Source organism: Streptomyces sp. NPDC021225 (assembly GCF_044332865.1).
Lineage (GTDB): Bacteria > Actinomycetota > Actinomycetes > Streptomycetales > Streptomycetaceae > Streptomyces.
In genome coordinates, this window is the sequence record NZ_JBIRPV010000014.1 from 98,903 (window position 1) to 120,014 (window position 21,112).

Genomic DNA, 21,112 nt, shown 5'->3' on the forward strand with positions numbered 1-21,112 from the left:
TCCGCAGCGTCACCGTAGTGGTGTGCGTGTGCACGTAACCCGTGCAGTAGTGCCCGTTCACCGAGCGTCGACCGGAGAGAAGAGCGAAGTTGTCCCCGACCAGCGAGACCGCACAGGGCGGCCGCCGACTTGTCATCGTCGAGTCGCCTGCCAAGGCGAAGACGATCAAGGGCTATCTCGGCCCGGGCTACGTGGTCGAAGCGAGTGTCGGGCACATCCGGGACCTGCCGAACGGTGCGGCCGAGGTGCCCGACCAGTACACCGGGGAGGTCCGCCGCCTCGGTGTGGACGTCGAACACGACTTCCAGCCTGTCTATGTCGTCAACGCCGACAAGAAGAGCCAGGTCAGGAAGCTCAAGGAGTTGCTCGCCGACTCGGATGAGCTCTTCCTGGCCACCGATGAGGACCGCGAGGGCGAGGCCATCGCCTGGCACCTCCAGCAGGTGCTCAAGCCCAAGGTCCCGGTCCGACGGATGGTCTTCCACGAGATCACCAAGGACGCGATCCGCGCGGCCGTCGCCAATCCGCGCGAGCTGAACCAGCGGCTGGTCGACGCCCAGGAGACCCGCCGCATCCTGGACCGCCTCTACGGCTACGAGGTGTCGCCGGTCCTGTGGAAGAAGGTCATGCGCGGCCTGTCCGCGGGCCGCGTCCAGTCGGTGGCCACCCGCCTGGTCGTCGAGCGCGAGCGCGAGCGCATCGCCTTCCGCTCCGCCGAGTACTGGGACCTGACCGGCGTCTTCGCGACCGGCCGGGCCGGGGACACCAGCGACCCCGGCACCTTCGGCGCCCGGCTGACCGCCGTCGACGGCCGCCGTGTCGCCCAGGGCCGCGACTTCACCTCGACCGGGCAGCTCAAGGGCGGTGCCCAGGTCCTGCACCTGGACGAGGCGGGTGCGCGCGGGCTGGCCGCGGGCCTCGCGGGCGCCGCCTTCACGGTGCGCTCCGTCGAGTCCAAGCCGTACCGCCGCTCGCCGTACGCCCCGTTCCGCACCACGACCCTCCAGCAGGAGGCCAGCCGCAAGCTCGGCTTCGGCGCCAAGGCGACCATGCAGGTGGCGCAGAAGCTGTACGAGAACGGCTTCATCACGTATATGCGTACGGACTCCACCACCCTGTCCGAGACGGCGGTGGCGGCGGCCCGGGCGCAGGTCACCCAGCTGTACGGGGCCGACTATCTGCCGGACAAGCCGCGCACCTACGCGGGCAAGGTCAAGAACGCCCAGGAGGCGCACGAGGCGATCCGCCCCTCGGGGGACCGCTTCCGGACCCCGGCGGAGACCCGTCTCACCGGCGACCAGTTCCGGCTGTACGAGCTGATCTGGAAGCGGACCGTCGCCTCCCAGATGAAGGACGCGGTCGGCAACTCCGTCACCGTCAAGATCGGCGGCCGGGCGAGCGACGGCCGCGACGCCGAGTTCTCCGCCTCCGGCAAGACGATCACCTTCCACGGCTTCATGAAGGCCTATGTGGAGGGCGCGGACGACCCGAACGCCGAGCTCGACGACCGCGAGCGGCGCCTGCCGCAGGTCGCCGAGGGCGACCGGCTGGCCGCCGAGGAGATCACCGCCGACGGCCACGCCACCAAGCCCCCGGCCCGCTACACCGAGGCCTCGCTGGTCAAGGAGCTCGAAGAGCGCGAGATCGGCCGCCCCTCGACCTATGCCTCGATCATCGGCACCATCCTGGACCGCGGCTATGTCTTCAAGAAGGGCACCGCGCTGGTCCCGTCCTTCCTGAGCTTCGCCGTGGTCAACCTGCTGGAGAAGCACTTCGGCCGGCTGGTCGACTACGACTTCACCGCCAGGATGGAGGACGACCTCGACCGCATCGCGCGCGGTGAGGCCCAGGCCGTGCCGTGGCTCAAGCGCTTCTACTTCGGCGAGAGCACCACCGTGCCCGGGGGCGGGGCGACCGCGCCCGGGGCCGAGAGCGATGCCGCCGCGGCCGGAAACGGCGACGGCGACCACCTCGGCGGCCTCAAGGACCTGGTCACCGACCTCGGCGCGATCGACGCCCGCGAGATCTCCTCCTTCCCCGTGGGCGACGGCATCGTGCTGCGGGTCGGCCGCTACGGCCCGTACGTCGAGCGGCCGACCGAGGCCGAGGGCGAGACCGGCCAGCGCGCCGACGTCCCCGACGACCTGCCGCCGGACGAGCTGACCGTCGAGTACGCGGAGGAGCTGCTCGCCAAGCCGAGCGGCGACTTCGAGCTCGGGACGGACCCGGAGACCGGCCGCAAGATCGTCGCCAAGGACGGCCGCTACGGCCCGTACGTCACCGAGGTGCTCCCCGAGGACACCCCGAAGACCGGAAAGAACGCGGTCAAGCCGCGCACCGCCTCGCTCTTCAAGTCGATGAGCCTGGACACGGTCACCCTGGCGGACGCGCTGCGGCTGATGTCGCTGCCGCGCGTGGTCGGGGCCGACGCCGAGGGTGTCGAGATCACCGCGCAGAACGGCCGCTACGGCCCGTACCTGAAGAAGGGCACGGACTCGCGGTCGCTCGAAGGCGAGGAGCAGCTCTTCACGATCACCCTCGACGAGGCGCTCGCGATCTACGCGCAGCCCAAGCAGCGCGGCCGGGCCGCGGCCAAGCCGCCGCTGAAGGAGCTGGGCACCGACCCGGTCAGCGAGCGGCCGGTCGTGGTCAAGGACGGCCGGTTCGGCCCGTACGTGACCGACGGCGAGACCAACGCGACGCTGCGCCGCGACGACGACGTCGAGACGATCACTCCGGAGCGCGGCTTCGAGCTGCTCGCCGAGAAGCGCGCCAAGGGCCCGGCCAAGAAGACCGCCAAGAAGACCGCGGCGAAGAAGACGACCACGGCCAAGAAGACGGCGGCCAAGAAGACCACCACCGCCAAGAAGACCGCGGCCAAGAAGACGACCACGGCCAAGAAGACCGCGGCGAAGAAGACGGCGACGGCTGCCAAGGCGGCCACGAAGCCGTCGGCTCAGGCCGACTGAGGCCGGCGGCCCGGTCCGGGGCGGCGCCCCCGACCGGGCCCGAGGCGGCGGCCAAGGCCTGAAGCGGCGGCCAAAGCCGACGGAAACCGGCGGATCGCGCGGATGCCCGCCCGTTTGTTCGGGCGGGTACCCGGGTATTAACGCGATCCGGATAGGCTGGCGGGATGACGCGAGAGCAGCCTACGGACGTGACCACCACATCCGGCGCCCTTGCCGCGGATTCCCGCGAGCGTGCCGTACGAGCCCTGCTGCGCCATCCGCCGCTGCGCCGCCTGTGGAGCGCCCAGCTCGTCAGCGGCACCGCGGACGCGCTGGCCGTGCTGGTGCTCGTCCTGCTGTCGCTCCAGGCGTCCGTCGCCACGGGTGCCTTCGGCGACGGATACCGCGGCGCGGCCCTGGCCGTCGCGGCGGTCCTGGGCGCGCGGTCCCTCGCGACCGTGCTGTTCGGGGCGGTGCTGCTCGGCCCGCTGTCCGCGCTGGTCGGACCGTCGGGGCCGCTGGACCGCCGCTGGACCATGATCGGCGCGGACGCGCTGCGGCTGGCGCTGCTGATCGTCGCCCCCCTGTGGATCGACTGGACCCCCGACGACGCCGTCGCCTGGCTGCTCATCACCACCTTCCTCATCGGCGTCGCCGAGCGGCTGTGGACCGTGGCCAAGGACAGCGCGGCACCCGGGCTGCTCCCGGCCCCGCCCCTCGAGGGCGCGGCCGTCCGCCCGCTGCCCGACCACCTCGACGCGCTGCGCCGGCTGTGGCTCCGTACCAACTTCGTGGCGCTGCCCATCGCCGCCGCCGCGCTGCTCGCCGCCACGCTCGTCGGACGGCTGCTCGCCACCGGCCTCGTGTGGTTCGACACCCACCAGGCGGCGCTGGGCTCGTACGTCGGCGCCGGGCTCTTCTCCGCCTCCCTGTCGATCCTGTACTTCGTCGAGCTCTCCGGCGCGGAGGCCCCCCGCGCCCGCTCCCCCCTGGAGGGGCTGCGCCGCCCGCGCGCCGCGTCGGGCTCCGGCCCCGACAAGGGCCGCACCGGCGCCGTTCCGCTGCTCGTCCTCGCCTGCGCCGCCGTCGCGGCCGCGGTCGCCGCAGCCGTCGGCGTGGCCGCGCTCCAGGCGGTCGACCTCGGCGGCGGGCCGGTCGGCTTCTCGCTGCTCGTGCTGGCCCTCGGCGGCGGCCCGGCCGTCGGCGTCCGCTGGGCCCCCAAGGTGCTGCCGGGCCTGTCCCGGCGCCGCCTGCTGGCGCTGGCGATCGCGCTGACCGGGCTGGCGCTGCTGGTCGCGGGCCTGGTCCACGACACCACGACCGTCGTGCTGATCACCGTGGTCGCCGGGGTCTCGGCGGGCATCGCCGCCAACACCGGCCACGTCCTGCTCGACCAGGAGGCCGAGGAGTCCCGCCGGGCCCGTACGACCGAGCATCTGCACGCCGTCGTCCGCGTCTTCGTCGGGCTCGGAGCGGTGGCCGCCCCGCTGCTGGCCGCCGTGATCGGACCGCACCGGCTGGGCAGCGGCGACTTCGTCTTCGCCCACGGCGGCGCGGCCTTCACCCTCATGCTCGTCGGTGCGCTGCTGCTGCCCGTCGCCGCGCTCGTCCTCGGCAAGACCGACGACCGCCAGGGCGTGCCGCTGCGGCACGACCTGCGCGAGGCGCTGCGCGGCGCGGAGGCCGTGGAGGCGCCTGCCGCGACCGGCTTCTTCGTCGTCGTGGAGGGCGGCGACGGAGCGGGCAAGACCACCCAGGTCGAGGCGGTCGCCGAGTGGATCAGGGCCAAGGGCCACGAGGTCGTGGTGACCCGCGAGCCGGGCGCGACCGCCATCGGCAAGCGGCTCCGCTCGATCCTGCTCGACGTCTCCTCGGCCGGGATCTCCCACCGGGCGGAGGCGCTGCTGTACGCGGCCGACCGTGCCGAGCACGTCGACTCCGTGGTCCGCCCGGCGCTGGAGCGCGGCGCGGTCGTCATCTCGGACCGCTACATCGACTCGTCCGTCGCCTACCAGGGCGCCGGCCGTGACCTGGCCCCGACCGAGATCGCCCGCATCTCGCGCTGGGCGACGAACGGCCTGGTGCCGCACCTGACGGTGCTGCTCGACGTCGCGCCGGAGACCGCGCGCGAGCGCTTCACCGAGGCCCCGGACCGGCTCGAGTCCGAGCCCGCCGAGTTCCACCAGCGGGTACGGAACGGCTTCCTGACCCTCGCCGCGGCCGACCCGGCCCGCTACCTCGTCGTCGACGCCGGCCAGCTGCCCGAGGCCGTCACGGCCGTCGTACGCCACCGCCTGGACCGGATGCTGCCGCTGTCCGAGGCGGAGGTGAAGGCGCAGGAGGAGGCCCGGCGCAAGGCCGAGGAAGAGGCGCGCCGCAAGGCCGAGGAGGAGGCCCGCCGCAAGGCGGAGGAGGAGCGGCTGGAGCGCGAGCGGCAGGAGGCCCTCGCCAAGGCGCGCGCCGAGGAGGAGGAGCGCAAGCGCCTCGAGCTGGAGGAGGCTCGGCGGCGCGAGGCCGAGCGCCAGGCGGAGGAGGCCCGCAAGCGGGCCGAGGACGCCCGTCGGCGCGCCGAGGAGGAGCGCAAGCGCATCGAGGCCGAGGACCGGGCCCGCGCCGTCGAGGAGGAGCGGCGCCGCCGCCAGGCCGAGGAGGAGGCCCGGCTGCGGGCCGAGGCGGAGGCGCGCCGCCTGGAGAAGCAGCGCAAGGCGGAGGAGGCGCTGCTGCGGGCCGAGGAGGCGCGGCTGGCCTCGGAGGCGGGCCCGTCGCCCGCGCCCGAGCCCAAGGCCGCTCCGGCCGCGCCCCCGGCGGGTTCTCCCTCCGCGAGCGCTGACGCCCCGACGGTCGAGACCCCGGCCCCCGCGCCGTCCAAGGACGCGGACACGGCCGACTCGACGGTGACCGTCCAGACGCCGCGCGTCGACCCCCGGACCGCCCGCCCCGGCGGCGGGGCCGCCGACGCCGACGAGACCGCCGTGCTGCCGCCCGTGCGGCCCCAGGGGGGCTCGGACGTCGAGGAGACGGCCGTCCTGCCCAAGCCGCCCTCCCCGCCGGCTCCGTCGACTCCGCCCGCGGGCGCGGCCGACGAGACGGCCGTGCTGCCGCCCGTACGGGACGACCGGCCCGCCGACTCCCGGCCCGCCGACTCCCGGTCCGGCGACTCCCGGTCCGGCGACCCGGCCGACCGGGTGCCGCCGTGGCTGTTCCGGCCGGAGGAGCAGCAAGGCGCTCAGCAGGGCAGCGCCCAGGAAGGCGGACGCGGACAGGGGAACGAGCGCACCCGCGAGATCCCGCAGTTCGGCGAGGGGCAGCCGCCCCGGCAGGCCGAGTCCGAGCCGTCGAGCCGCCCCCGGCAGCGGCGCCGCCCGGAGTGGGCGGAGGAGACCCCGCTGGACGACCTGCCGACGCTGGCCGACGAGCTGCTCGGCCCGCGTGACGACGAGGACGGCGGCCGGCGCCGCCGCTGACCCCGGTGGGCCGCCCGCGCGGTCGGCGCTGTCAGGCGCTGTCGGTGCTTGTCGGTGGAGTGGCCCACAATGGGATGCCGTAAGGACGAGCGGCGGAGGCGGTCATGGCGGTGTGGGACGACCTGGTCGGACAGGACCGGGTGGCGAGCCAGCTGACCGCTGCCGCGCGCGACGCGGACGCGCTGGTCACGGCAGCGGCGGCCGCTGCCGGGGGCCGGCCGACCGCCTCGCCCGACGGAGCCCCCGCCGCGTCCAAGATGACCCACGCCTGGCTGTTCACCGGCCCGCCCGGCTCCGGCCGCGCCTCGGCCGCCCGCGCCTTCGCCGCCGCGCTCCAGTGCGTCAGCCCCGACCGGGCGCTCGGCGGCGCCCCCGGCTGCGGCTTCTGCGACGGCTGCCACACCACCCTGGTCGGGACGCACGCCGACGTTGAGGTGGTGCGTACGGACCTGCTGAGCATCGGCGTGAAGGAGACCCGCGACCTCGTCCGCCGGGCCCAGCTCTCGCCGGCCGGCGGCCGCTGGCAGGTGATCATCCTGGAGGACTCCGACCGCCTGACCGAAGGCGCGGGAAACGTCCTGCTCAAGGCCGTCGAGGAGCCCGCGCCACGCACGGTGTGGCTGCTGTGCACGCCCTCCCTGGAGGATGTGCTGCCCACGATCCGCTCCCGCTGCCGGCTGCTGACCCTCCGCACGCCGCCGGTGGACGCCGTCGCGGACCTCCTCGTCCGCCGGGACGGTATCGAGCCCGAGCTCGCCGCATCCGCCGCCCGCGCCACCCAGGGCCACATCGACCGGGCCCGCCGCCTGGCCACCGACGAGCGGGCGCGGGCCCGCCGCGCGTCGGTGCTGAAGCTCCCGCTCCGCGTCGATGACGTGGGCGGCTGTCTGAAGGCGGCCCAGGAGCTGGTCGACGCGGCGGCCGAGGACGCCAAGCAGGTCGCGGAGGAGACGGACGCCAAGGAGACCGAGGAGATGCGCGCCGCGCTGGGTGCTGCCGCCGGGCCGGGCGGACGGCTGCCGCGCGGCACCGCAGGCGCCATGAAGGAGCTCCAGGACCGCCAGAAGCGCCGCGCGACCCGCACCCAGCGCGACAGCCTCGACCTGGCACTCACCGACCTGGCGGGCTTCTACCGGGACGTGCTCGCGATCCAGTTCGGCTCGCGTACGGCCATCGCCAACACCGACGTCCAGGACGCGCTGGAGCGGATCGCGGCCGGCTCCAAGCCGGAGCGGACGCTGCGCCGGATAGAGGCGGTCAAGGCCTGCCGTGAGGCGCTGGACCGCAATGTGGCGCCGCTGCTGGCGGTCGAGGCGATGACCATGGCGCTGCGCGCGGGCTGAGCCCGCGGCGCTCTCGATCACCTGTACGAGTTTCGCGGCCACAGGGTTATCCACAGGCGAGCACGGAACGCGTCGATGCGACTACGCTCCGCATATCCGAATCGACCGAGGACTGCCGATGGACATCAGCCGCCGCACGCTCCGCGCCTTCGGCGCCGCCTTCACCGGCGTCGCCCTGCTCCTCGGCGGCTGCACCTCCGGCGCCTCCTCGCCGCGCAAGCCGCCGTCGACGAAGGCGTCGGTTCGGGCCGCCGCCCTCGCGCCGTACTACCGGCAGAAGCTCAGCTGGCGCGAATGCAGAGGCGGCGCGGGCTTCGAATGCGCCACGCTGAAGGCCCCGCTGGACTATGCCCGGCCCGATGGCGGCGGTGAGGTGAAGCTCGCGGTCTCCCGCAAGAAGGCCACGGGCTCCGGCAAGCGGCTCGGCTCCCTGATGGTCAACCCCGGCGGCCCGGGCGGCTCCGCGATCGACTATCTCCAGAGCTACGCGGGCATCGGCTACCCGGCCCGGATCCGCGCGCGCTACGACATGGTGGCCATGGACCCGCGTGGCGTGGCCGCCAGTGAGCCCATCACCTGTCTGAGTGACAAGCAGATGGACGCCTTCACTCAGACCGACCAGACCCCCGACGCCCCGGCCGAGACCCGCCGCCTCGTCGCCTCTTACCAGAAGTTCGCCCGCGGCTGCGCGGCCCGCTCCGGCCGGCTCCTCGGCCATGTCTCGACCGTGGAGGCGGCGCGCGACATGGACCTGCTGCGGGCGGTCCTGGGCGACCGGAAGCTCAATTACGTCGGCGCCTCGTACGGCACCTTCCTCGGCGCGACCTACGCCGACCTCTTCCCGCGCCGCGTCGGCCGCCTGGTCCTCGACGGCGCGCTCGACCCGGCGCTCTCCTCCGAGCGGATCAACCGCGACCAGACCGCCGGCTTCGAGACCGCCTTCACCGCCTTCGCCAAGGACTGTGTGCGCCGCGCGAGCTGCCCCCTGGGCACGCGCGACGTCGCCCAGGCCCGCCGGCGCCTGTCCGCCCTCTTCGCCCGCCTGGACGCCCACCCCGTGCCCGCCGGCGAGTCCCGCCGCCTCGGTGAGTCCCTGGCCACCACCGGTGTGCTCGCCGCCCTGTACGACGAGGGCGCCTGGCCCCAGTTGCGCACCGCCCTCCGCTCGGCCACCCGCGGCGACGGCAGCGGCCTGCTCACCCTCGCCGACCTCTACTACGAGCGCGGCGCCGACGGCTCGTACGCCAACCTCATGTACGCCAACCCCGCCGTCAACTGCCTGGATCTCCCACCCGCCTTCCGCACCCCCGCCGACGTCAGCAAATCCCTCGCCGCCTTCCAGAAGGCGTCCCCCGTCTTCGGCAAGGCCCTGGCCTGGGCCGCCCTGAACTGCGCCTACTGGCCGGTGCGCCCCACCGGCACCGCCCACCCCCTCCGCGCCAAGGGTGCCGCCCCCATCGTCGTCGTCGGCACCACCCGCGACCCCGCCACCCCCTACACCTGGGCCCGCTCCCTGGCCTCCCAGCTCGCCTCCGCCACCCTCCTCACCTACGACGGCGACGGCCACACCGCCTACGGCCGCGGCAGCACCTGCATCGACACCGCCATCGACACCTACCTCCTGACCGGCACCCCGCCCCCCTCCGGCAAACGCTGCACCTGACCTGCACCTGACCTGCGCCAATGCTGCGCACCCGGGCAGTGATCAACCCCGTACGGAGCACCCCCCGAAACTGTGTAGACTTGGCGACGCTGCTGATGCCAGCCTGGCCAGGCAGCATGCCGCCTTAGCTCAGTCGGCCAGAGCGACGCACTCGTAATGCGTAGGTCAAGGGTTCGATTCCCTTAGGCGGCTCCGACAGAACCCCAGCTCGGACAGTGTCTGAGATGGGGTTCTTTGTTGCAACGGATACGGCGGCGGCGCCGTGCGCGGGCCGCGCGGCTGCCGGTGGTCTCATTTCTGGTCTCAGTTGCGGGGTTCGGCTGGGGCATGCACACGGCACGGCTCCGCACGCGGAAACGTGCGCTACTACCTCCGTGAGCTTTCTCCCCTCCCCCGCGAGCCCGCCCCGCCCAGGAATCCGACCCTGTGACCATCGCCGGGCGCGTCAGGCCGAAGCCGGACCTGCGCTACCACCTCAGCCGCGGCCGCTACAACCTGTGCTTGCTGGTTGGGCAGGCCGACGCCTGAGACAGGCGCAGCAAGCGGGCGAGCATGTCCGCTCCTGACAGCGCACTGAGCCGAACCCGCCGAATCCGGCTACTGCGTTACGGCTCCGGGGGCGTTGTGCGCATGTGGCCGAAGGGGTCCCCTGCAACGGCGGTGCGTCTTAGGGTTATGGGCAGAAGATGGAGGTCGTACGTGGTGGAGCGGAAGCCCGACGGAGGGTTCGCGTGCGAACTGGTCCTCAACGGGGATGTACGAGCGGATGCACCTGCTGCTCTGGGGCGGGAACTGTTCGAGAGCGGGGCCGCGCGGGTCGTACCGGTCTACGCGACACGACCGGCGCCCGGACGACGCTCGGGCGGTGTCGTCGAGGTGGCCACCCTCGTGGTGACCTCGGCCGGAACCCTGGTCTCGATCATCGATACGATCCGGGGCTGGCTGACCAGGGAGCGTAACGCCCCTTCGGGGAATGGGCCGGGCACGGCGGACAGGACCGGTGGCGTCACCTCGATCACGGTGATCATGGGGGACGACAAGGTGGAGATCATCCAGCCCTCCACCGCCGCCGAGGAGCGGCTCGTCGAGGCATTCGTCCGGCGGCACAGTCCGTCATGAGCGGGCCGTCATGAGCGAACCGGCCACGCTGAACGTTCGGGTCACCGGACAAGGCATGACCGTTCGCTACGAGTACGACCTGCGGGTCGGCAGCACTGTTGGCGACAGTCCTCCGCTCGAAATGGAGTACACGGTCGAGGTCGACCCAGGACTGGTGAAGGGCTGCCGCGCCCGGATCGACGAGGCCCTGACGAAGGCAGCGGCCGGGGAACCGGACCCGGAACCAGGCCTGGTCAAGGAGTTGGCCAAGTGGGGCAAGCTGCTCTACGGGCATCTGTTCCCGCGGGTACAGGGCAACGCGGCCGAGCTGGTCACCCGGCTGCACGCGTCGACCGGACCCGTCCTGGTGCGTACGAACGAGCAGGATGTCCCGTGGGAACTGCTGCACGACGGTGCGGACTTCGTCTGCCTCAAGCATGATCTCGGGCGTCGGTTGATGGGCAAGCGCCCCGTCGTCGGCGGGCGCAGCATCAGCCGGGTCGGCCGCGCGCTCATCGTGGGCGACACGCTCGGCGACCTTGCCTCCGCCCGCAAGGAGGTTGCCAAGGTCGCGGCGTGGCTGGTCGGCCGTGGTATCGAGTGCAAGGTGCTGCTGGGTCAGGAGGCCACCCTGCTCGACGTCGTCACGGAACTGGCCTCCGAGGAGACGCCGTACGATCTCTTCCACTTCTGCGGTCACGTGGCGACCGGCTCCGGCACGACCGGCCTGATGATGCACGACCGGCAACTGCTCGGCGAGGTCGTCCTCCAGACTCTCTCCGCGTGTGGCGCGCCGCCGGTGACCTTCATCAATGGCTGCGCCTCCGCCGGTGGGGGCGAAGTGGCCAGCATGTGCATGTCCTTCATGGCCCTGGGCGCGAAGACCGTCGTCGGCACCCGTACCGATGTGGCCGACGAGGGCGCCTGGCAGTTCGCCGCCGGGTTCTACGGACGGCTGCTCGCCGGTGAGTCGGCCGGTGCCGCCGTCCGGGCGGCCCGGGCCGCGCTCCGCGAACGGCCGGACGCCGCCTGGGCATCCTTCATCCTGTACGGCGACCCGGCCGCGGGCCTCACCAAGGACGTGACGGACGCGACGACGGGGAACCCTCAGGCGCTTGAACCGTCCGACGACGACCTGACGTTCCCTCTCGCCCCTGACGCGCAGATGCTGATGCGGCGGGTGCGCGCGTCCGCGGTCGGCCGGGGCGGGATCGCCTCTGTCGACCTGCTGCAAGGGCTGCTCGGCGAGGCGGACGTACGGCGGCGGATCGAGGACAGTATCGGGCCGGACGCCATGGAGGCCCTCGACCAGGTGATCCACCAGGTCCTCAGCCGCAGCTCCGGCACGGTCGGCGGTTCCGATACTCGTACGGGGCGTGGTGGCCTCCTGTCCGACACCGTCAACCGCGTGTTCATGGAAGCGGCCACCCACGTTGCCGCTGATGGCAGGAGCACCATTACCACGGCCGACATCACAGCGGCCTTCGTCGCCGTGGGCGGCGGCGTCTCTTCCCGGCTGCTGAAACTGTGCGGGGTCCCGCTCGCCAGGCTGCTGCCGGACGGCGCGACGAAAACTCCGGGCCGGAACAGCCTGGACAAGAGCACTCTGGATCAGAACACCTCCGGCCAGCACACCTTGGCCCCGGGCACGGCGGCGCTCAACGGTGACGAGCGGCTGCCGATGGACGACTTGAGCCGGAGCGCCGTGGGCATAGTGCGGCTCGCCAATCTGCTGGCCGAGACGCGCGGCGAGGTCATCGGCACCTATACGCTGCTGCTCGCCTTCGGCGCGATGGGAAGCGAAGCGCTGCGCCGCGGCATGCACGAGCAGGGGGCGGCCGGGGAGCGCGCCTTCCGACGGCTCTCCGAGATGCTCACCCCCCGGCGCCGTGACCTGTCCCCCCGCGTCCACGACGTACTTGACCAGGCCCGCCGGCGCGGCGCCGCCGGGCGCACTTCGTCCGGTCGCGTCGGCGAGACCGCGATCCTGCTCGCCCTGCTTGCGGACGAGGAGTCATCGGGGCGTGAGCTGATGCGCAAGCTCGGGGTCGACCCCGAACTGCTTATCCAGGCCCTGGGCCGGGCTCGCTGACTCCGCTGACTCCGCTGGTCCCGCTGGTCCCGCTGGTCCCGCCCGGTTCGGCGAGCGCCGCGAGTTCCGCGAGCCGCGCGAGGCCCCGGGTCGCCTTCGGGTCGCCCGGTCTGCGGTCCAGCACCTCCGCCCACTGCCGGTGTGCCTCGTCGGGGTCATCGAGCCGGAGGCCGGCCAAGGCCAGCGCGTTGCGCGCCTCGGTGTCGCCGGGGCACCAGAGCACCACCGCGGCGAAGCAGTCCCGTGCGGTGGTGAGGCGGCCCTCGCGTGCCGCGGCCAGCCCCCGATTGAACAGGTGTGCGGGGTAGGTGTGCAGCCGCGCATAGCCGGACAGGGGCGTGCCGCAGCCCGCGCAGACCTCCGTCCCGTACGTGTTCTCCTTGCGGCACAGGGCCACCGGGCAGCGGACGTGCCTCGTCGTGGCCGTCATGAGATGGCCACCGGGATGCCGGCGCCGGGGCCGTCCGGGTCGTCGGGCGAACCCATGACGATGTTCTTCAGCCGGATCAGGCGCTGACGCTCCTGGCCGGCTTCCTGCTGGACCCGGTGCGGATCCTGGGCGATGAGAGCCTGCAACCCGGCGAGCCGCTTCCCGATGTCCTCCACCTCCTGACGGTGTTCGGCCGTGGCAGTACGGGACGCCTGGACCTGCGTACGTACCAGGTTCAGGATCTCCAGGGCACTCTGGAGCCGAGATTCGGCCACTTCGGTGTCGGCGACCGGCCCGCGGTCCTTCTGATGCTGCCGGTACGCCAGCATCCGGAGGTGTTCGAAGATGTGTTGCAGCTGGGTGATGACCTCCGAGTACGACCGCTGGTCACCGGCGCTCAGTGCCCGCTCGCCCTGATCCCGCTGGACTTCGATGGCCTGGGCGAGCTCCCGTTCGTCGTGCGGGGCCTCGGCCTCGGCGCTGAACGTGGCCACGTACCGGTTGAGCTCGGTACAGTCCTTGACGAGCTTCTCGAAGTCCGGCCTGGGCGGCTGAAGATCCTCCGCGTCGGGCTTGCCGACGGAGTCGGCGATCGCCTGCATCTGCTCGAACTCATGGCTCGCTACTGTCCTTTCGCCGAGTTCGAGAGCGTCGGCGAAGGCCTTCCGAGCCATCTCCATCCTGGTCCTCTTCACGTTCCGCTCGCCCGCCGGCAGGAACTCGACGCCCTGCTCGAAGCCGCGCACCAGCTCGGCCACCTGGTCCTCTCCCGGCAGTTCGGCCTCCGGCGGCACCTCGACCAGTGCCTCGAACGGATGGTCTCCGATGGAGCCACGCACCGTGATGAGCGCATGCACGTCCATCTCCACGTCCAGGTCGATCACCGTGCCCCTGGGGGTCGAGGACGGCACCGGAACCGTGATGACCTGGATCTGGCGGGCCTGCTGGTAAAGCCGGAACTCCACAGTGTCGGTGTCACCGGGGTGGCTGAAGTCGTAGCGCTCCTTGAACGGCAGCGGCCGCAGCGCGGGGATCAGCACGTCGCGCTGCGTTCGCCCCTCGCGGTTCACCTCCAGCAGGATCGGCTTGGCGTTGATGGACGCGCTGGTCGTACTGCGCCCCGGCTTCTGCGCGGCGGCGCGGTCGTGGACGACCGTGCGTCCGACGGTCGCCAGCAACTCCCCATCGGCGTCGAACACGTCGACGGTGAGCAGACTCTGCGCGTCCGGCTGTACGGGAATGCGGGTGAACGCGAAGCTGCCGCCCGGCCTGAGCTGCGCCTCGTCCTCATACTCCTCGGTGCTGAGCCGCACCGAGCCGCCGCCGAGATCGAGATCGGGGTCGAGCGCCTCGACCGTCCCGCCGACCACGGTGCGGTCCGAGGCCGTGACCACGGTGCCGCGGAAGCCCACCCGGACCGTCCGCTCTTCGTTGAAGATGTCCAGGCCGCCCACCGCCGAGGCTCGCACGGCGGCGCCCAGTGCGACGACCGTGTCCACCTGCTCGTACACCGGGTCGGTGCACTTGGCGCGCGGCGAGCCGGGGTCGGGGGAGCCGAGGTCGGGCGCACAGAACCGGCTCTTCACCATCTCCTGGACCAGCGGCAGATGGGTGGAGCCTCCGGCCAGGATGATCTGGTCCACGTCGGCCAGGGTGACCCCGGCCTCCTCGGCCGCCTGGTCGAGCGCCTCGTCGCAGTACTGGAAGGTGCGCTCCAGAAGCGGCCGGGCGATCTTCTCCAGCTGCGCGCGTTCCATCACGGTGTCGATGACGACCCGCTGCCCGTCCTTGTCGGTCAGCCCGCCGGAGTCGCGGAGCATGAACTCCGTACGGTCCGAAAGCCCCTTCTTCACGGACTCGGCGAGGGACTTGAGGCGCCGGAAGCGCAGCCGGTCCTCCGCGTCGTTCTCCAGGTCCAGGTCCATCGCCCAGTCGTCCTCCTGGAGCAGCTGCTGGAGGTGGCGGGCGAGCGCGGTGTCGATGTCGTCCCCACCGAGCATGGTGTTGCCGCTGATACCGAGCACTTTGAAGTCGGCGGCCTTGCAGCGCACCACGCTCACGTCGAAGGTGCCGCCGCCGAGGTCGTAGACCAGGAAGGTGCCGTCCCGGGTGCCGGTCCGCCAGCAGTAGTAGCTCGCGGCGGCCGTCGGCTCGTGCAGCAGGTCCACCACTCGCAGACCGGCGCTCTCCGCCGCCTTGCGGGTCGCGTCGATCTGCGGCTGGTCGAAGTACGCGGGTACGGTGACGACCGCGCGGTCGACCACCCAGCGCACGTCCCCGGTGTCGAACTCTGCCACGTCCTGCTCGATCTGCCGCTTCATCTCCCGCAGGATCTCGGCGGAGACGTCGACGGGGGTGTGCTCCTCGCCCGCCAGGGTCACCGTCTTACGTGATCCCATGAGGCGTTTGACGGAGGTGACCGGCTCCGGCTCGCTGCCCACCCTCGCGAACGCCTTGCGCCCGACGACGAGTTCGCCGTTTCGGGGGTTGCGCCATACGCAGCTCGGTGTCGTGCGGGCGTTCATGCCGTCCTGGTGGATCACGAGGTCGGTGTCGGTCGGGTTCATCACCGCCACCGCGCTGTTGGTGGTCCCCAGGTCGATTCCGACGGCCTTGCTCACGTACTGCGTCATGCGCCGTTCTCCGTTCCGGCGCTCAGCGGCGCGCCCATAATCACTTGCCCCAGCCGTACGACCGTGCCGCAGTCGAGCACGATCGGCTCCACGGTCTCCGCCACCACCTCGGCGGTGAATTCGGGCCCATAACGCCACCCAGCGATGTCGACGACATCCGCGACCGATTCGTAGGGCTTTCCGTTGGGGTCCTGCGTGGTGATGTCCAGCGCGTGCAGCGGTTCGAGCACCTGTTTTCTGGCCACGTGCAGACGGCGACCCAGCGACTCGGCGCCTGCCGCCTCCAGCGGACCGGCCGCCTCCCTCAGCAGACCGTCCAACCGCGCCACATGGACGGCGAGTTCGATGAGTACCTGGCGCGCCGCCGCGGTCTCCTTGTGCGCCCTGTTGCTCTCGTTCTGGAGGTCGGACCAGTACCGCTGGAGCAGGGCGGCCATCGCGCGGCCCGGGCTGACGAGGTCCGGCTGCTCAGGTCCGCCCAGCCCTTCCGGCACCGGGCGCTCCTCGAACTCGTCCCAGTCGATCACGTTCCCGGTGGGGTGGGCCTCGGCGTCGGCCGGAGAGGAACCAGCCGGCGAGGAGTCAGCCGGAGAGGGCATCTCAGCCGAAGAGGACATCGCGTACCTCCAGCGGCGGCAGTTCCAGGCGCAGCGGCACCGGCGCGTTGTCCAGAGCGGGGCGGATGTCGACGGTCGGCGGGGTCAGCATCTCGTCCAGCAACAGCCGGGCCACGGCGGCGAGGTCGAAGTCCGCCGCCCGTGGCGCCTCCGCCCGCCCGGACGGCGCGTCGAAGGCGATGGGACGGCGCCCGTACTGCCGGGCGAAGTCCTCCCATCGCTCGCCGCGGTAGTCCGCACCCGGAGCCTCCAGCAGTACGTGCAGTTCGCGGGTCTCCGGGAGGCCCATCAACTCGTCCTTGGCCCACTCGGCGAGCGCACCCGCGTCCTGCGCCCCGGTCACGGCGAGTTCCTGGAAGCGCTCTGCCACCTCCTCGTCGCCCGCCGACACGGGAAGTCCGAGGACGTGGAAGGGATTCGGCTTCATAAGTCTCCTCTCACGGTTTGTCGTGTAACTGGTCGTAGAACGATCGGGCCGCCTCGTTGGAGGGATCGAGACGCACAGCCTGTTTCAACAACGGAAGGGCTTGGGGGAATTTTTTGGAATAGATGTGACTCGTGGCCTGGTAGGTCAGAGCCACCGAACGGTCATGGTCGGTGCGGGCCAATTCGTACGCCTTCTTCGCCGCGGTCAGCATGCGTGGATAGTTCTCCGCCTTCCGCGCGGCGAGGACACGCTCCACCTGTGCCCTGAAGAGGGTCTGGGCGAGCAGGTCGGGGGCGCTGAGGTTGCCGGGATCCCACTTCAGCGCCTCTTCGTACGACACGATGGCGGCTCGGCTGCCCTGTGCGACGAACAGTCCGCGGAACGCGAAATGCTGGCCGAGCGCTCGGTTGCCCGGGAGATGTCCCTTGCCCGGGGTGCACAGCGGAGCGAGCTCGTCGGCGAACCTGCGCGCTTTTCCGATAACCTTCCGCAGTTCCTCGGTTCTGTGCATCTGGTAAAGGCAGGTCTGTAGCCCGTTGTACCAGTCGAGTCCGGTTCGTAGAAGGCGGGGCAGCGGAATACCAAGGCCGATCAGCGGCTCCATCAGACGGATGCCGGATTCGTAGTCCTTGTCGATCCCCTCGGCCAGTTTCGCGATTGCGGCCGAGTCTCTGACCGCCTTCTCGGCGGTTTCAACGACCTCGTCGCACCACGCGTCGGTGACCGAACCGGCCAGGGCGGAGATCTCGGCCCAGCGCCGCGCGTCGACCGCCACGGACCACGGGATGCCGAAGTCCCGCAGAAGGCCATGGACGGCGGACTCCCCCTCGCGGACGGTCTCCAGCACCCGCAGGTGCTGCCGGGCGGTATCCCGCTGCCCTGCCTGGAGGGCCTCGGCACCGAGCTTGCGGTGCATGCCGAACATGTCCCGGCACACGATGCCGCGCAGCCGCGTCTCCGCCTCGGGCCCGACGGGCGCCTCGCCGTGCTGCTCCCAGAATTCCCCTGATGCCAGCAGAAGGGTCCACAGCACGGTCGCGCGGGCGAGGTGTCCGCCCGCCTGCGCGGTGGGCGCGGCCCCGCCGAGCGCCATGCTCCGGTACAGCAGGGCCAGGGTGTGGTGGAGGCGGACGTCGTACTCCAGGGTCTTCAGGCAGTCCGCCCAGCTCCGTTCGACTCCTCTGATCCCTCCCGACCTCAGGGCGCGCAGGAGCCTGTCGTCGGCCTCGACGGTCGTCTCCAGGGCGGAGTAACGGCCGGGCCGTTCCCAGGGGACGGGCTCCGGCTCGGCGCCGGGGAAGAGCTGGTCCAGCAGGCGGTCGACGTATGTGCCGAGTTCCAGGTCGCGGGCGAGCGATTGGACTCTGCCGCGGGACGGGACGCGTTTCATCGGGGGGCCGGCCGATGGCAGGACGTCAGCGGCCCGGCGCAGCAGCTCCGCGCTCCGCAACGCGTGCCCCGCTCGGCGGGCGGTCACCGCCTGATGGCAGAGCAGCCGGGCGAATCGGGCGCGGAGGTGGCCGGAGTCGAGCCCTTCCTGTTCAGCCCGGTGTATTGCCCGCACCCACATCGCTTCCGCCGTCACGTCATCCCCGACGGCGGTCGCGCAGTCGGCCAGGACCGCCGTGTCGAGTGAGGGCGGGCACTCATCGGTCAGCCGCCTGACGAGACCGGCCAGCGGATGGGGCTCGCCGGGACGGCGTTTGGCGCCGTTCGGTCTGGCACGACCCGCTTTGCGGCTGCCCGGATCGCGGCCCTCGGCGTGGGCGAACAGCGCGGGCAGCAGCCGGGTGATGTCGGTGACGGCGGCCAGATCGCAGTCGGCCGCCGCCGCGGAGAGCAGGTCAAGGCACCGCTTGGGATCGCTCTCGACGAGCCCGGCCGCATGGACGACCCGGACCAGCGCGGCCTGCTTGCCGGCCCCGTCGGGCGGGGAGGCCCCGGGAGAGCGGCCGTCCAGCACGTCGGCGAGCACGGCGCACATGGCGCTGTCCGCCGATGCGGCCCGCAACTCCTGTACGGCGGCGCCCCGGTCGCCCCGCGCGAGGTCGCGCGCGGCACAGGCCAGCGCCGGCACGGGCTGTACGGCGCCGGACGGCTGCGCCGCCTGGAGCGGTGGGCGTCCCACGGCCGGCAGTGCGATCGCCGCAGCCGTGATCCGACCGGCGAGCGCGTGCACTTCCGGCGAGGGGTACTGGTTCGTCAGACTGCGCACCAACCGGGCGAGGGAGTCCCGGCGGTCAGGGTCTTCGGCGAGCATGCCCGCACGGGTGAGCGCGGCGGCCAGCCCGGCCACGGCCTGCGGGGGCGGCTCGTCGGCATCCTCGATCAGGGCGGCCAGCCGCCCGCACAGTTCCAGGTCGGCGGCTTCCGGCTCCTCGGCCAGCAGCGCGATGCCCAGGACCCATTCCGCCCAGGGATGTTGCCGTGCGGAGGACGGCAGCCCCGCCGACTCGTCGCCCGGGCCAGGGGCGGTTCCGTAGGCGACCGTCGTGGCGGCCCGCAGCAGTACAGGGGCGTCCGGGGGTACGGCGCCCGGCCCGGCGGTTACGGCCCGGCCGAGATCCCTGGCCGCCCGCCGCGCGTGGTACGGGGCGTCGTCCGGGTCCAGGGTCGCGCCCTCCCCGGCCAGTTGATGCAGCCAGACGGCGCCGAGCACGTACGGCACCTGGGGGAGTTCCCGGGCCGCCAGCCGCTCCAGCCGGTCCGCGATGGCTTCGTCCGACCCGCCCCCGGCCGCCTCGGCCCACACGCTCAGCAACTCCGCCTTGGCGCCGCCGCGCCCGGCCAGCAGCCGGTGCGCCCTGGCCGGACGGCGCTCCTCCAAGTGGTGCGCGGCCAGCACCAGCGCCGCCCGCTCATGCCCGAGCGCCAGGGCCGCCCCGAGCAGTCGCCGCCCCTCCTCCGGATCCCGCCGCAGCGCCAGCAGCCCCGACCACAAGAAACGGTCGGCCTTCGGCAGCCGCCGGTACAGCGGCTGCCTCACCAGCGCCGTCATCTCCGTCGGCATCGCCCGGCTGTACGCCTCGCCCAGGGCCGTACGCAACGCCTCGAGCCGCTCCGGTAAGCCGCCGACCTTCGCGGGCAGGCCGGGCGCGGGCAGACCGGGCGCGGGCTGGTCCGCGGCGCCGGGCGGCGGCCGCCTGCCCGCGGTCAGGTCACGGCGGACCTGGGCGATCCGCTCGTAGCCGGGTGGGGCCGCGGCTGCCGCATGTTCCGCGTCAGTGCCGGGCACCGCATCCGGCTCGGCGTCCAGCAGGAGACAGGCGAGCGCCCAGTCGTCCGGGTTCGGGGTCATCGTGCCGATGAGCCTCCGGAGTCCGGCGCGGCTGCCGCAGAGCAGCTGCGACCAGGCCGCGTGGTAGCGCCACTGCGGGAAGGGGGAGGCGCCGGCCGTCAGGGGCACGAGCAGATCGCGGGCCCGCGCGGCGTCGCCGTCCAGGAGGTGCAGGCGGCCGCGGGCGTAGGCGGACCAGGGGCCCGCCTCGAGGGTCAGGTCGAGGGCGGCCAGCCGGTCGGTGGCCGGGGGACGTGTGTCGGTGTCCGAGTCGAACCAGGCCAGCACCCGGCCGAGCTCGGCCATCGCGGCGACCCTGGGCGGGGCTTCACGGGCTGCGTCGAACGCCCATTCAGGGATACTCGCGGCCTCGCCGGCCCGCACGTAGGCGGCCACAAGCCCGAGCAATGCGGTCCCGTCGCGTGGGTCCGCCGCGCAGGCCGCGAGGAAGCAGTCCCTGGCCAGGTCGAGTTCCGCGGTGACCAACAGCCGGTGGAGCCCGGCCGCGCGGTCCGCCCCTGGGAGTCCGGTCGCTGCCAGCTTGTTCGCCCGACGCAGCTGCGCCGCCTCCGACGTGAAGTCCACCTGTAGCGCGTCGGTGGCCAGCGCGACCACCGCCGGAGGCCGTGGCCCGCCCCGGCCCAGAAGGTCCGCACAGACCTCCAGATGGTCGTCGTCCTGTCGGCCGGACCGGGCCAGTTCGTCCGCCAGCGCGGCCCTGACCGGATCCTGGTCCGGCGCCTCCCAGTACAGCCGGGTCAGCAGTTCGTAGACCTGCTTCTCCTCGCCGCGCCCATAGCGCGCCTTGACCAGCGGCCGGACCACCTGGTCGAAGGGGATGGCACCGGTCTGGGCGACGCGCAGGCCGAGCCTTTCCAGCGCTTCGAAATCGTCCTCGGTGAGCAGCGGCTGGAATGGGCGGCCGACCAGGGACCGTAAGAAGTCGGTCCACAGCGGAGCGGCCGCTTCGGGGCGCTCCTCCATCCGCACGGAGAGCTCCCGCAGTCGCGCCAGGCCGCTGGGCGGGTCCGGGTTCTTGAGAGCGGCGGTCCACTGTCTGCGCAATCGCCCCGAGCGGCTGAGGAAGTCGCCGAAGGATGGTGGCGGACTCATGCGGCTG

The 21,112-nt window shown here is 72.4% G+C and carries 11 protein-coding genes and 1 tRNA gene; 7 read left to right on the plus strand and 5 right to left on the minus strand.

All coding sequences use genetic code 11. The annotated features are described in order from the left end of the window. Window positions 1–89 precede the first annotated feature (89 nt). The 7 genes from topA to ACH4S9_RS39630 all read left to right on the plus strand — a co-directional run bounded on the left by topA (window position 90) and on the right by ACH4S9_RS39630 (window position 12,608). On the plus strand, window positions 90–2,969 hold the full coding sequence (gene topA, locus ACH4S9_RS39600) for a type I DNA topoisomerase (RefSeq protein ID WP_361186835.1): 2,880 nt from the start codon (window positions 90–92) through the stop codon (window positions 2,967–2,969). 164 nt (window positions 2,970–3,133) lie between these two features. Continuing rightward, window positions 3,134–6,412 (plus strand): dTMP kinase, encoded by a 3,279-nt coding sequence (tmk, locus tag ACH4S9_RS39605; RefSeq protein ID WP_398376581.1) that lies wholly within the window; start codon window positions 3,134–3,136, stop codon window positions 6,410–6,412. A gap of 104 nt (window positions 6,413–6,516) precedes the next feature. Beyond that, window positions 6,517–7,755 carry a DNA polymerase III subunit delta' gene (locus ACH4S9_RS39610; protein WP_398376582.1) on the plus strand — a complete coding sequence of 413 codons (1,239 nt, stop codon included), beginning with the start codon at window positions 6,517–6,519 and terminating at the stop codon, window positions 7,753–7,755. A gap of 118 nt (window positions 7,756–7,873) precedes the next feature. After that, window positions 7,874–9,418 (plus strand): alpha/beta hydrolase, encoded by a 1,545-nt coding sequence (locus ACH4S9_RS39615; protein ID WP_385345682.1) that lies wholly within the window; start codon window positions 7,874–7,876, stop codon window positions 9,416–9,418. A 118-nt stretch (window positions 9,419–9,536) separates the two neighbouring features. Further along, window positions 9,537–9,610: transfer RNA gene (locus ACH4S9_RS39620), tRNA-Thr, on the plus strand. 507 nt (window positions 9,611–10,117) lie between these two features. Further along, window positions 10,118–10,537 carry a hypothetical protein gene (locus ACH4S9_RS39625; protein ID WP_398376583.1) on the plus strand — a complete coding sequence of 140 codons (420 nt, stop codon included), beginning with the start codon at window positions 10,118–10,120 and terminating at the stop codon, window positions 10,535–10,537. A gap of 10 nt (window positions 10,538–10,547) precedes the next feature. Continuing rightward, on the plus strand, window positions 10,548–12,608 hold the full coding sequence (locus tag ACH4S9_RS39630; RefSeq protein ID WP_398376585.1) for a CHAT domain-containing protein: 2,061 nt from the start codon (window positions 10,548–10,550) through the stop codon (window positions 12,606–12,608). On the opposite strand, the gene ACH4S9_RS39635 is transcribed toward ACH4S9_RS39630, so the two are convergent. The 5 genes from ACH4S9_RS39635 to ACH4S9_RS39655 are packed head-to-tail and all read right to left on the minus strand — an operon-like array spanning window position 12,580 to window position 21,105. Next, window positions 12,580–13,038: a tetratricopeptide repeat protein gene (locus tag ACH4S9_RS39635; RefSeq protein ID WP_398376587.1), complete on the minus strand. Its 459-nt coding sequence runs from the start codon at window positions 13,036–13,038 to the stop codon at window positions 12,580–12,582. The two genes, ACH4S9_RS39630 and ACH4S9_RS39635, sit on opposite strands and share 29 nt — an antisense overlap. After that, window positions 13,035–15,671 (minus strand): Hsp70 family protein, encoded by a 2,637-nt coding sequence (locus tag ACH4S9_RS39640; RefSeq protein ID WP_398376589.1) that lies wholly within the window; start codon window positions 15,669–15,671, stop codon window positions 13,035–13,037. Before ACH4S9_RS39640 ends, ACH4S9_RS39635 begins: the two co-directional genes overlap by 4 nt. Continuing rightward, window positions 15,668–16,288 carry a hypothetical protein gene (locus ACH4S9_RS39645; RefSeq protein WP_398376591.1) on the minus strand — a complete coding sequence of 207 codons (621 nt, stop codon included), beginning with the start codon at window positions 16,286–16,288 and terminating at the stop codon, window positions 15,668–15,670. The genes ACH4S9_RS39640 and ACH4S9_RS39645 overlap by 4 nt, the downstream gene beginning before the upstream one ends. After that, the gene (locus ACH4S9_RS39650; protein ID WP_398376592.1) at window positions 16,272–16,715 is read right to left on the minus strand and encodes a hypothetical protein; all 444 of its coding nucleotides are present in this window, start codon (window positions 16,713–16,715) and stop codon (window positions 16,272–16,274) included. Before ACH4S9_RS39650 ends, ACH4S9_RS39645 begins: the two co-directional genes overlap by 17 nt. 10 nt (window positions 16,716–16,725) lie before the next feature. Further along, complete coding sequence (locus ACH4S9_RS39655; protein WP_398376593.1) at window positions 16,726–21,105, minus strand: hypothetical protein; 4,380 nt, start codon at window positions 21,103–21,105, stop codon at window positions 16,726–16,728. Window positions 21,106–21,112: the final 7 nt, after the last annotated feature.